Below are 10,558 nucleotides of genomic sequence, written 5' to 3'. Positions count from 1 at the left end.
CCGCTGTCGGAGAAGGAGGGCGGCGGGCTTGTGTTAGCGGCGCTGATTCCGCGCGAGACCCCAGGTGTGGTCAGGCGTGATGCTGCTCGGTGCCGCCGTCGGAGCAAGGGGCGGCGAGGTGGTATCGGCGGCGCTGACTCAGCGCGCTACCGCCGATACTGCCGGACTCAGGCATGATGCTGCTCGGTGCCACCGTCGGAGAAGGAGGGCGGATTGTTCGCGCTGACGATCACGCACTCGTTGTCGCTCTTGTTGCGGAAACGGTGAGGCAGGCGGGAGTCGAAGTAGTAGGCATCGCCGGCGGTCAATAGCTGGACCTCGCCGCCCACGGTGAGCTCGATGGTGCCGGAGATGATCACTCCGCCTTCTTCCCCCTCGTGCTCGAGCATTTCCTCGCCGGTATCGGCCCCCGGGGGGTAGCGCTCATGGATGATCGACATGCTGCGATTGGGGCGGCGCGCCCCCACCAGCTTCCAGGAGAGGGTGCCGTCGCCGATCTCGGTGAGCTCCTCGGCCCGATAGAAGACCTGTTCCTGGCTGAGCTCCTCGCCGGCGAAGAATTCGCTGATGGAGACCGGCAGCGCATCGAGAATCTTCTTCAGGGAGCTGACCGAGGGGCTGACGCTGTTCTGCTCGATCAGGGAGATGGTGCTGTTGGTCACGCCGGCCCGCTTGGCCAGTTCTCGCTGGGAGAGCTGGCGGGCCAGGCGCAACTGTTTGAGACGCTCGCCGACGTCGAATCCGCCCATGGATTGGGGTCCTTATGTTGAAGATCTTTTACATAGCATACCCGGTTACGTGAGCGAACTTAAGCGCCGCGCGCCAGTGCATGGATTTCATGGGAAAAGTCGCCTGCGGTGATGAGTCCAACGGTGCCATGGGGTAGGCTGAAGTCAGCAGTCCGTCGGCCGCGGGATTTCCTCATGAGTGATTCCGTTCGACGGGCGCCTAGCCAGATGATGCCTTGGATGCTAAGTTGACCAAATGGACAAGTTTTCGCAGGTCCCCCCCCGTCATCAGATAACCGGCTTGATCCTGGCCGGCGGTCAGGGGCGGCGCATGGGCGGGCTCGACAAGGGGCTGGTGGAATTCGCCGGTCGCCCGCTGGTCGCCCATGCTCGCGCGCCCCTGGCGGGGCGGGTGGCCGAGTTACTGATCAATGCCAATCGCCACCCGGCGGCCTATGCGGCCTGGGCGGATCGGGTCGTCGCCGACCGCGAGTCCGGCTACCAAGGGCCGCTGATGGGTATCTGGAGCGGACTCTGTGCCGCGACCACGCCCTGGGTGCTCGTCGTGCCCTGCGACAGTCCTAGGCTACCGATGGACTTGCTCGAGCGGCTCTGGGCGGGACGCGGCGAGGCGGCCATCGCCACTGCCTTCGATGGCCAGCGAGATCACCCGGTGGTGGCGTTGATCCGCCGTGACCTAGCCGACGACCTGGGCCGGGCACTGGCCGCCGGCGAGCGCAAGATCGATCGTTGGTATGCGTGCCACTCCTGGGGCCGGGTGCCCTTCGACGAGGGGCCCGAGGCCTTCGCCAACCTCAATACCGAAGAGGAGCGACGATGCCTGGAGGCGCGGCGCGCGGCCGGCGACCGGGAGGTGCCCCATGAGTCGCCTTGACCGAATTGGCTTCGCCGACGAGCCCCTGCCGCTGCTGGGCATCGCCGCCTGGAGCGGCACCGGCAAGACCACGCTGCTGGAGGCACTGCTGCCGCGGCTGGCCGAGCGCGGCCTGCAAGTGGCGGTGATCAAGCACGCCCACCACGAGTTCGAGGTGGATCGCCCCGGCAAGGACAGCCATCGCCTGCGCCAGGCCGGTGCCGCGCCCATGCTGGTGGCCTCGCGGCGCCGGGTCGCCCTGATGTACGAGACCCCGGGGCAGGAGGAGCCGGAGCTGCTCGAGCTGATCGACCTGCTGCGCCCGCGTCGTCCCGACCTGGTGCTGGTCGAGGGCTTCAAGGCCTGGCCGTTGCCCAAGCTGGAGCTGCATCGCCCCGAGCTCGGCAAGCCGCTGCTGGCCCCCCAGGATCCCTGGGTCCGGGCGGTGGCGAGCCCGGCGCCGCTGGCCCTGCCGGCGGCTGTCGAGGGGCTGGATCTCAACGATCACCAGGCCCTGGCCGACTGGGTGGCGGCCTGGCCGGCCCGCTGGCCCGTGGCCGCACGCCCGGGCACGGAGGTGTCGCCATGAGCCTCTCCTGCTTCGATCTCGGCGAGCGCATGCTCGCGGTCGACGAGGCCCAGCGCCATCTCGAAGGCCTGGTCGCGGCGCCCCTGGCGAGCGAGTCCTGTCCCCTGGTCGAGCTGCCGGGACGGGTGCTGGCCGATGCCATCCGCTCGCCCATCGACGTGCCCCAGAATACCAATGCCGCCATGGACGGCATCGCCCTGGCCTGGCCCGCCGCCGCCGAGACCCTGGCCCTGGTCGGGACGGTGCTGGCGGGAAGCCACGCCGAGCGCGGCCTGGCGGTGGGGGAGGCGATGGCCATTACCACCGGTGCGCCCCTGCCCCCGGGGGCCGATACCGTGATCATGCAGGAGCAGTTGGCGTTCCCCGACGATGACCGGGTGAGGGTGACCCGCCCCGACACGGTGCGTCGCGGCCAGCATGTGCGCCAGGCCGGAGAGGATGTGTCCCGCGACAGCCTGGCCCTGGTCGCCGGCACCCGCCTGGGCCCGGCCCAACTGGGCCTGCTGGCCTCCCTGGGAGTGGCCGAGGCGCGGGTCCATCGCCGCCCGCGAGTGGCGATCTTCTCCAGCGGCGACGAGGTCACGGCACCCGGGACGCCGCTGCCCATGGCGGGCATCTATGATGCCAACCGCTACTCCCTGCGTGGCCTGCTCGACGCGCTCGGCTGCGAGATCATCGATCTGGGCATCCTGCCGGATGATCGCGAGACCATGGCCGCCGCCCTGAGTGGTGCCGCCTCCCGGGCCGATATGGTGATCACCAGCGGTGGCGTCTCGGTGGGGCGTGCCGACTGGATCAAGGCGGCCCTCGGCGAGGTCGGCGAGCTGGGCTTCTGGCGCATCGCCATGCGCCCGGGTCGGCCCCTGGCCTGCGGCTGGCTGGGGCCGGAGCGCACCCCCTTCTTCGGCCTGCCCGGCAACCCGGTGGCGGTGATGGTCACCTTCCTGCAGTTCGTGCAGCCGGTGCTACGCCGGCTGATGGGGCAGCCCGGGTGGCAGCCGCGGCGCCTCACCGCCCTGGCCACCACGCCCCTGGCCAGCCGTGTCGGGCGGGTCGACTATCTGCGCGGCAGCTACCACAGTGACAGTCAGGGACGACTCTGGGTGACCCCCACCGGCCGCCAGGGCTCGGGCATCCTCACCTCCATGGTGTTGGCCGACTGCCTGATCGAGGTAGGCGCCGAACGCGAGGGGGTGGCCGAGGGCGAGCCGGTTACCCTGCAACTCCTCAACGATTTCAGCTAGACAGGAAACAGCCATGAGCCTGACCCATCTCAATGCCCGCGGTGAAGCCCATATGGTGGACGTGGCCGACAAGGGCGAGACCCGCCGCGAGGCGGTGGCCAGCGGGCGCATCACCATGCGCCCCGAGACCCTGGCGCTGCTGGCACAGGGCGGGCTGCCTAAGGGCGACGTCCTGGCCACGGCGCGGATTGCCGGCATCCAGGCCGCCAAGCGCACCCATGAGCTGATTCCGCTCTGCCATGCGCTGCCGCTCTCCAAGGTGGCGATCGATTTCCACCTGAATGAGGCGGCCGCCTGCGTGGAGGTCACCGCCACTTGTCGCCTCAACGGCCGTACCGGGGTCGAGATGGAGGCCCTGACCGCGGTCTCGGTGGCCTGCCTGACCCTCTATGACATGTGCAAGGCAGTGGACAAGGCGATGCAGATCGAGGCGCTGCGACTGGAGTCGAAGAGCGGCGGCCAGTCCGGCGACTACCGCCGCGGGGTGACGCCCCCCGCGCCCATCGTCACCGGCAGCGGCGAGCCCGGGGTGGTGGCCCTGGGGGAGGCGGCCCAGGGTAGCCTGCTGAGGGTCAAGTGCCTGGCGGAGCTGCGCGAGCGCCTCGAGGTCAGCGAGGTGGAGATCGCCCTCGATGCGCTGCCCAGTGCCGATGTCGCCGGGCTCAAGGCGGCTCTCGAGGCGCGTGATGCCGGTTTCGCCCTGCTCAAGGAGGCGCGCATCCTGTGTGCCGTCAACCAGGTGATGGGAGGCGATCAGACGCCCCTGACCGAGGGCGATGAGGTGGCCTTCTTTCCCCCGGTAACGGGAGGGTGACGATGATTCGTGTGCAGCAGGCGCCCTTCGATGCCGGGGCGGAAATGGCGGCCCTGAGCGAGGGGCGTACCGATATCGGCGCCCTGGTCAGTTTCGTGGGCCAGGTGCGCGATTTCAATGAGCGCCCCGAGGTAGAGGGGCTGACCCTCGAGCATTATCCCGGCATGACCGAGGCCGCCCTGGCCGAGATCGTCACCGAGGCCGAGGCGCGCTGGCCCCTGCAAGGGGTGTGCCTGATCCATCGGGTGGGCCACCTGACGCCCGGCGACCCCATCGTCCTGGTGGTGGTGGCCAGCGCCCATCGCCGCGCCGCCTTCGAGGCCTGTGATTTCATCATGGACTACCTCAAGACCCGGGCGCCTTTCTGGAAGAAGGAACACACCGCCAGCGGCCATTACTGGGTGGCCGAGCGCCACAGCGACCACCAGGATGCCCAGCGCTGGGAGGAAACACCATGAGCCCATCCCTGATCGATGACTTCGGCCGGCGGGTCGACTATGTGCGGCTCTCGGTCACCGACCGCTGCGACTTTCGCTGCGTCTATTGCATGAGCGAGGAGATGACCTTCCTGCCCCGGGCCCAGGTATTGACCCTGGAGGAGTTGGCCCAGGTGGCCCGGGCCTTCGTCGAATTGGGCGTGGCCAAGATTCGTCTCACCGGCGGCGAGCCGTTGGTGCGGCGTGGCATCGATACCCTGGTGGAGGAGGTGGGGGCCCTGGATGGTCTCAGGGACTTCGCCATGACCACCAACGGGGCCGGGCTGCGCAAATGGGCGCCGGCCCTGCGTCGCGGCGGCCTGGGGCGGCTCAATATCAGCCTCGACTCCCTGGATGCCGACAAGTTTCGCCGCCTGACCCGCACGGGTGACCTGCACAAGGTAATCGATGGCATTCATGCCGCCCAGGATGCCGGCTTCCAGGGGATCAAGCTCAATGCGGTGATCCTCAAGGGGCGCAACGACGACGAGGTGCTCGACCTGGTGGAATTCGCCCGTCGCGAGTCCCTGGATATCAGCTTTATCGAGGAGATGCCCCTGGGTCAGGTCTCCGACCATGGTCGCGACGAGACCTACTGCTCCAGCGACGAGGTGCAGGCGCTGATCGAGGCGCGTTACCCCTTGATGCCGACCGCGGAAGTCACCCCGGGGCCCTCGCGTTATTTCCGCATGGCCGATCACGCCAGCCGCATCGGTTTTATCTCGCCCCATAGCCACAACTTCTGTGCTAGCTGCAATCGGGTACGTGTCACGGTGGAGGGGCGCTTGCTGCTCTGCCTGGGCAATGAACACTCCGTGGATCTACGGGCGGTGCTGCGCCGCTATCCCAGTGATCTGGAGCGACTCAAGGCGGCCATCGTGGCGGCCATGCCGCTCAAGCCGGAGCGCCATCACTTCACTACCGACGGTGACGTTCAGGTGGTGCGCTTTATGAATATGACCGGCGGTTAATCGTGTCGCCGGGTCTCGAGGAAGAAGAGACGGGGAGGCCAAGGCCTCCCTTTTTTCTTTCGCCAAGCAGAGAGAATTCCTTCTGTCATGGGCGGCTTTTCCACGGCCATATTGCTTGCTAAACCACCATAGGCGCATATACTGCCAAGTTAGTAAGGCTAACAACCCCACCCGGATTCCTGAAATGGAGGAGGCCAATGTCCGCCGAGTCTCTGGAAAAAATCGCTCGCAACAAGAATGTCGCCCGAGCCGCGGCGCGTCAGCTCAGCATGGAACAGCTGCATAAGTTGGCCGAGGTGATCGGGGAAGTCATCGAGCAGAAGCAGGAAGATGAATTGCGTCGCCAGCAGGAAGAGGCGATGAAGGAACGCAAGCTGGCCGAGATCCGCGAGGCGATCAACGAGGCGGGGCTCTCCCTGGATGACCTGGTCTCCGAGCAGCCCAAGCGCCGGGGGCGTCCGCCGAAAAAGAAGTCGGGCGCCTGAGGCCTGATGCGAGCATCGCGATCGATGAGTCACCAAGGCGAGCCACGGGCTCACCTTGGTGTTTTTGGCTCAGTCGCTCTGGGGTTCGGCGGCGAAGAGTTGCAGGTGCAGGGCGACGGGGCGGCGCAGATGATCCTGGAAATAGCGCAGCAGCCCCGGCTCCAGCTCGCCGCGCAGCGCCACCAGGGTCTCGCCGCCGGCCAGGGCCAGATGCTCATCCAGCCAGTCGCCGAAGGCCAGCTCGTCCAGGGGGAGCTCCTCCGGGGCGTCCAACAGCAGGCGGCCGATGCGTGCCCAGCCTTGGCCCTCGCGGGGCAGCACCGGCAGGGCCAGGAATAGCGGCGGGTGGCGGGACGATGAGGCGCCGCTGCCCTTCGACGGGCGCGGGCCACCGCCATGCTGAGGGACCAGGCAGGGAGGCTCGGGGTGGCGTGCCTGGCGATGCAGGCCCTCGCTATCCAGGCGAATCAGATCGCCGTTGCTGGGGATCAACGGGGCCTCGATGCCCAGGCCCTCGGCCAGCCGCCGGTGGGCCTCCTGGTGGCGATGCTCGCCATGTACCGGCAGCAGGCGCCGCGGCCTGACCCAGCCGTAGAGGGTGGTCAGCTCCTCCTGGGCCGGGTGGCCGGAGGCGTGCAGCTCGGGGTGGTCGCTCTCGTCGAGGATCGCTACGCCGAGCCGTTTGAGGCCAGCCTGCAGACGCTCGATCAGCAGCTCGTTGCCGGGAATGGCCTTGGCGGAGAAGATCACGCTGTCGCCGGCCGCCAGTTCCAGGTGCGGGTGGCGGCCCTGGGCGAGCCGGGAGAGGGCGGCCCGGGGCTCGCCCTGGCTGCCGGTGGCGATCACCAGTACCTCCTCGGGGGGCAGGTAGCCCAGGTCGCGGGTCGGCACCAGGGGCGGCAGGTCGTCCAGATAGCCCAGGCCCCGGGCCACCCCCACCATGCGCTCCATGGCGCGTCCCATCAGGCTGATGCGGCGACCGCAGCGGGTCCCGGCTCGAGCGATGGAGAGCACCCGGGCCAGGTTGCTGGCGAAGCAGCTCACCACCACTCGACCCCGGCAGTCGGGTAGCAGTCGCTCCAGGGCCTCGGCCACTTCGCCTTCGCTGCGCGAGTGGCCGGGCAGGGGGGCATTGGTGGAATCGCCCACCACCAGGTCCACCGGCGCCAGGGCACGGTAGAGGGCCTCGTCCACTGGGGCGCCGATCACCGGGGCCGGGTCGAGCTTCCAGTCGCCGGTATGCAGGATACGCTGCTGGGGGGTGGTGATCAGCAGGGCGCAGCTCTCGGGAATGGAGTGGGTCAGCGGCAGCAGGCGCAGGGTGAAGGGGCCGCTCTCGTAGGCTTCCCCCGGCTCGATCACTCGAATCGCCTCGCAGGCCAGGCCCTGTTCGACGAACTTGGCTCGCAGCAGGCCGGCGGCCAGGGGCGAGGCATAAATGGGGCAGCCCAGCTTGGGCCATAGCCAGGCGGCGGCGCCGATATGATCCTCGTGTCCATGGGTGATGTAGAGCGCCCTGGGGCTAATGCCCAGGGTGGTCAAGGCCGCCAGGTTGGGCACCTGCAGGGGAGCGTCGGGGAGATCCTGGCGGATCATCATGCCGCAGTCCACGGCGATCCAGTGGTCGTCATGCCCGTAGAGGTTGAGGTTCATGCCGATCTCGCCACAGCCTCCCAGGGGCAGAAAGTAGAGGGGCGGCTGGCTGCGAGGGCGGATCTGGACTCGAGGGCGTGACATGGGCAAGGCGATCGTCTGACGGAATCGTGCATCATACGGGAAGGGCGGCGGGGTCCACAATGCGGGCAGGGCGAGCGTGTTCCGCCGGGTCGGAATTGGTTACACTCTGCGTCCCCTATGGTTTGATTCTAAAGACGGATACGCTGTCCATGTCACACTATTATCGCCTGGTGGTCTCCTGCCCGGACCGGGTGGGAATCGTCTCCCGAGTCTCCGGATTTATCGCCAGCCAAGGCGGTTCCATCACCGAGGCCAACCAGCACTCGGACCTGGAGACCGGTCGCTTCTTTATGCGCTACGAGATCCAGGCCGACTCCATGCCGCTGGATGCCGACGGCTTCCGCGAGGCCTTCGCTCCCATCGCCGAAGAGTTCACCATGACCTGGGCGCTGACCGATACCGCCCAGCGGCGGCGGGTGGTGCTGATGGTCTCCCGGGCCTCCCACTGCCTGGTGGATCTGCTCTATCGCTGGACCGCCGGGGAGTTGGAGTGCGATATCCCCTGCGTGATCTCCAACCATGATGACCTGCGTGCCCTGGTGGAGTGGCATGGCATTCCCTATCACCATGTGCCGGTGGACCCTGTCGACAAGGCCGGCGCCTTCGCCGAGGTGGAGCGCCTGGTGGAGGCCGCCGAGGCGGACTCGGTGGTGTTGGCCCGCTATATGCAGATCCTGCCGCCGGGCCTCTGCGAGCGCTACGCGGGCCGGGTGATCAATATCCACCACAGCTTCCTGCCCTCCTTCGCCGGGGCCAAGCCCTATCACCAGGCCTATGAGCGGGGCGTCAAGCTGATCGGCGCCACCTGCCACTATGTGACCTCCGAGTTGGATGCCGGCCCCATCATCGAGCAGGACATCCACCGGGTCAGCCACTGCCATACCCCCCAGGACCTGGTGCGCTTCGGTCGCGACGTGGAGAAGGCGGTGCTGGCCCGGGGCCTGCGCTGGCATCTGGAGGATCGGGTACTGATCCACGGCAACAAGACCGTGGTCTTCGCCTGAGGAGGTCGGCGCGTGACCTTCACCGAGACGCTGCTGGCCCCCTGGATGCTGGTGGCCGGCTGGTTGTTGTCGGCGGCGGTGCTGGGGCTAGCCCTGGCGCAGCGCCCCTGGCGGGCGCTGGTCGGTCGTCCCGTCGCCCAGCATCGCCTGATGGCCGCCGCCGTGGCGGTGATGCTGCTCTGGCAACTGCGCGCCCAGGCGGTGGACTGGCTCTCCCTGCACCTGATGATGACGGCGCTGCTGACGCTGATGTTCAAGGCGCCGCTGGCGCTGCTGATCAATCTGGCCGTCAACGTCGCCATGCTGGCGGTGGGCAAGGTGGCCTGGCCACTGCTGGGGGTCAATGTGCTGGTCAGTGGGGTGGTGCCGGCCCTGGTGATGGTGGTGGCCTGGCGCCTGGTGGATCGCTGGCTGCCGGATAACCTGGCGGTCTTCCTGTTCCTCTGTGGCTTCTTCGGCAGCGCCCTCGCCACCCTGGCGGCGGGGCTCGGCGTGCTGGCGATCGTGGGACTGGGCACCACCGATCCCCAGGCCTGGTTCCTGGTCACCGAGTACGCCCGCTTCCTGCCGCTGCTGATGCCCTCCGAGGCCTTTATTACCGGCATGCTGCTCAGCCTGATGCTGGTCTATCACCCGGAGTGGGTCGCCACCTTCAACCGTCATCGCTATATCGACACCAAGTAGGGCGGGGCAAATAGGCCTTGGCGACTACCGCCTAAGTGGTTATAGTGACAAGCGTTTTGGGGGAGTAGTCACTTTCCCGCCGCCCCTGGGAGCGGCCCCGGAGAAAGGCCGGCATCAACAGCTTTGGTCACCCTCGACCATGGTGCCGGCGGCCACGTCAGTGGCTCGACGAGACTCAGGACATGGACGCTTCCGAGGCCGGCGGCGATCCATGTTCTGTCCGTGCGAGCCGGCCGTGGAGTCTAGATCCCTTGGAAGCCCTGATCACCTCGACCCTGGCAGTGGGTCTCGCCGAGATCGGCGACAAGACCCAGCTTCTGGCCCTGCTGCTGGTGGCGCGCTTCTCTCGACCCTGGCCCATCTTCTGGGCGATTCTCCTGGCGACCCTGATCAATCACGGCGTCTCCGCCTGGCTGGGTGCCTCCCTTTCCGCCTGGATCGATGCCCAGTGGATGACCCTGGCGGTAGGCCTGGCCTGTGTCGCCATGGGCCTCTGGCTGCTGCGCCCCGATGATGACGATGGCCTGGATGCCGGTGCCCCGGGCCATGGCGTCTTCTTTACCTCCTTCGTGCTCTTCTTCCTGGCCGAGATCGGCGACAAGACGCAGATCGCCACCGTGCTGCTGGCGGCCCGCTTCGAGGCGGTGCTGGCGGTGACCCTCGGGACCACCCTGGGCATGCTGGCGGCCAATGCGCCGGTGCTCTGGCTGGGGGCACGCTTCAGCGAGCGGCTGCCGGTGCGCTTGGTGCATCTGCTGGCCAGTGCGCTCTTTATCCTGCTGGGGCTCTGGGTGGTGCTGGTTGAGGCGCGGGCTTGGGAGCTGCTGCCTGCCTAGGCCGCAGGAGGGGCGGGTGCACTGAGGAGCGGCGTGGCGTTGTTTCAGGCACCTTCTTCGAAGAGTGGGAGTTGGCGTCGCGCCTTCAGGCCTGAGTTGCAGGAGAGAGGGCGGGG

At 67.7% G+C, this 10,558-nt stretch carries 12 protein-coding genes and 1 riboswitch; of the genes, 10 read left to right on the top strand and 2 right to left on the bottom strand.

What is annotated here, in order from left to right; translation table 11 throughout:
- Positions 1 to 167 precede the first annotated feature (167 nt).
- Complete coding sequence (locus tag HPA02_RS02165; RefSeq protein ID WP_146801429.1) at positions 168 to 749, bottom strand: cupin domain-containing protein; 582 nt, start codon at positions 747 to 749, stop codon at positions 168 to 170.
- Positions 750 to 984: 235 nt separating this feature from the next.
- On the opposite strand from HPA02_RS02165, the gene mobA reads away from it, so the two are divergent.
- The 7 genes from mobA to HPA02_RS02130 all read left to right on the top strand — a co-directional run bounded on the left by mobA (position 985) and on the right by HPA02_RS02130 (position 6,181).
- Positions 985 to 1,623: a molybdenum cofactor guanylyltransferase MobA gene (gene mobA, locus HPA02_RS02160; RefSeq protein ID WP_146801428.1), complete on the top strand. Its 639-nt coding sequence runs from the start codon at positions 985 to 987 to the stop codon at positions 1,621 to 1,623.
- On the top strand, positions 1,610 to 2,191 hold the full coding sequence (mobB, locus tag HPA02_RS02155) for a molybdopterin-guanine dinucleotide biosynthesis protein B (RefSeq protein ID WP_146801427.1): 582 nt from the start codon (positions 1,610 to 1,612) through the stop codon (positions 2,189 to 2,191). Before mobA ends, mobB begins: the two co-directional genes overlap by 14 nt.
- Positions 2,188 to 3,435 carry a molybdopterin molybdotransferase MoeA gene (moeA, locus tag HPA02_RS02150; protein ID WP_146801426.1) on the top strand — a complete coding sequence of 416 codons (1,248 nt, stop codon included), beginning with the start codon at positions 2,188 to 2,190 and terminating at the stop codon, positions 3,433 to 3,435. The genes mobB and moeA overlap by 4 nt, the downstream gene beginning before the upstream one ends.
- Positions 3,436 to 3,448: 13 nt before the next feature.
- The gene (moaC, locus tag HPA02_RS02145) at positions 3,449 to 4,249 is read left to right on the top strand and encodes a cyclic pyranopterin monophosphate synthase MoaC (protein WP_146801425.1); all 801 of its coding nucleotides are present in this window, start codon (positions 3,449 to 3,451) and stop codon (positions 4,247 to 4,249) included.
- 2 nt (positions 4,250 to 4,251) lie between these two features.
- Entirely contained in the window at positions 4,252 to 4,707 is a 456-nt protein-coding gene (moaE, locus tag HPA02_RS02140; RefSeq protein WP_146801424.1) for a molybdopterin synthase catalytic subunit MoaE, read from the top strand.
- Positions 4,704 to 5,696, top strand: a complete 993-nt coding sequence (gene moaA / locus HPA02_RS02135) for a GTP 3',8-cyclase MoaA (protein WP_146801423.1) — start codon at positions 4,704 to 4,706, stop codon at positions 5,694 to 5,696. Before moaE ends, moaA begins: the two co-directional genes overlap by 4 nt.
- Before the next feature lie 197 nt (positions 5,697 to 5,893).
- A complete protein-coding gene (locus HPA02_RS02130) occupies positions 5,894 to 6,181 on the top strand; it encodes an H-NS family histone-like protein (protein ID WP_146801422.1) in 288 nt (95 codons plus the stop codon).
- Positions 6,182 to 6,250: 69 nt separating this feature from the next.
- On the opposite strand, the gene HPA02_RS02125 is transcribed toward HPA02_RS02130, so the two are convergent.
- Positions 6,251 to 7,834 carry a ribonuclease J gene (locus HPA02_RS02125; protein ID WP_146801437.1) on the bottom strand — a complete coding sequence of 528 codons (1,584 nt, stop codon included), beginning with the start codon at positions 7,832 to 7,834 and terminating at the stop codon, positions 6,251 to 6,253.
- Positions 7,835 to 8,067: 233 nt separating this feature from the next.
- Here HPA02_RS02125 and purU point away from each other — a divergent pair, with 233 nt between their 5' ends.
- From purU to HPA02_RS02110, 3 genes are all read left to right on the top strand, one after another.
- Complete coding sequence (gene purU, locus HPA02_RS02120; protein WP_146801421.1) at positions 8,068 to 8,922, top strand: formyltetrahydrofolate deformylase; 855 nt, start codon at positions 8,068 to 8,070, stop codon at positions 8,920 to 8,922.
- Between the two features lie 12 nt (positions 8,923 to 8,934).
- Positions 8,935 to 9,606, top strand: a complete 672-nt coding sequence (locus HPA02_RS02115) for an energy-coupling factor ABC transporter permease (RefSeq protein WP_146801420.1) — start codon at positions 8,935 to 8,937, stop codon at positions 9,604 to 9,606.
- A 47-nt stretch (positions 9,607 to 9,653) separates the two neighbouring features.
- A riboswitch (yybP-ykoY riboswitch) is annotated at positions 9,654 to 9,773 on the top strand.
- An 84-nt stretch (positions 9,774 to 9,857) separates the two neighbouring features.
- Positions 9,858 to 10,442 (top strand): TMEM165/GDT1 family protein, encoded by a 585-nt coding sequence (locus HPA02_RS02110; RefSeq protein WP_146801419.1) that lies wholly within the window; start codon positions 9,858 to 9,860, stop codon positions 10,440 to 10,442.
- Positions 10,443 to 10,558 lie beyond the last annotated feature (116 nt).

It is taken from the genome of Bisbaumannia pacifica, from assembly GCF_007989625.1.
In the GTDB taxonomy this organism is placed as follows: Bacteria; Pseudomonadota; Gammaproteobacteria; order Pseudomonadales; family Halomonadaceae; genus Bisbaumannia; species Bisbaumannia pacifica.
The sequence above is the reverse complement of the archived record's forward strand: the minus strand, read 5'-3'. Positions and strand labels throughout refer to the sequence as shown.

Coding starts and splice junctions, on each gene's coding strand:
- HPA02_RS02165 (WP_146801429.1), bottom strand. CDS start 749: ATGGGCGGATTCGACGTCGGCGAGCGTCTCAAACAGTTGCGCCTGGCC.
- mobA (WP_146801428.1), top strand. CDS start 985: ATGGACAAGTTTTCGCAGGTCCCCCCCCGTCATCAGATAACCGGCTTG.
- mobB (WP_146801427.1), top strand. CDS start 1,610: ATGAGTCGCCTTGACCGAATTGGCTTCGCCGACGAGCCCCTGCCGCTG.
- moeA (WP_146801426.1), top strand. CDS start 2,188: ATGAGCCTCTCCTGCTTCGATCTCGGCGAGCGCATGCTCGCGGTCGAC.
- moaC (WP_146801425.1), top strand. CDS start 3,449: ATGAGCCTGACCCATCTCAATGCCCGCGGTGAAGCCCATATGGTGGAC.
- moaE (WP_146801424.1), top strand. CDS start 4,252: ATGATTCGTGTGCAGCAGGCGCCCTTCGATGCCGGGGCGGAAATGGCG.
- moaA (WP_146801423.1), top strand. CDS start 4,704: ATGAGCCCATCCCTGATCGATGACTTCGGCCGGCGGGTCGACTATGTG.
- HPA02_RS02130 (WP_146801422.1), top strand. CDS start 5,894: ATGTCCGCCGAGTCTCTGGAAAAAATCGCTCGCAACAAGAATGTCGCC.
- HPA02_RS02125 (WP_146801437.1), bottom strand. CDS start 7,834: ATGAACCTCAACCTCTACGGGCATGACGACCACTGGATCGCCGTGGAC.
- purU (WP_146801421.1), top strand. CDS start 8,068: ATGTCACACTATTATCGCCTGGTGGTCTCCTGCCCGGACCGGGTGGGA.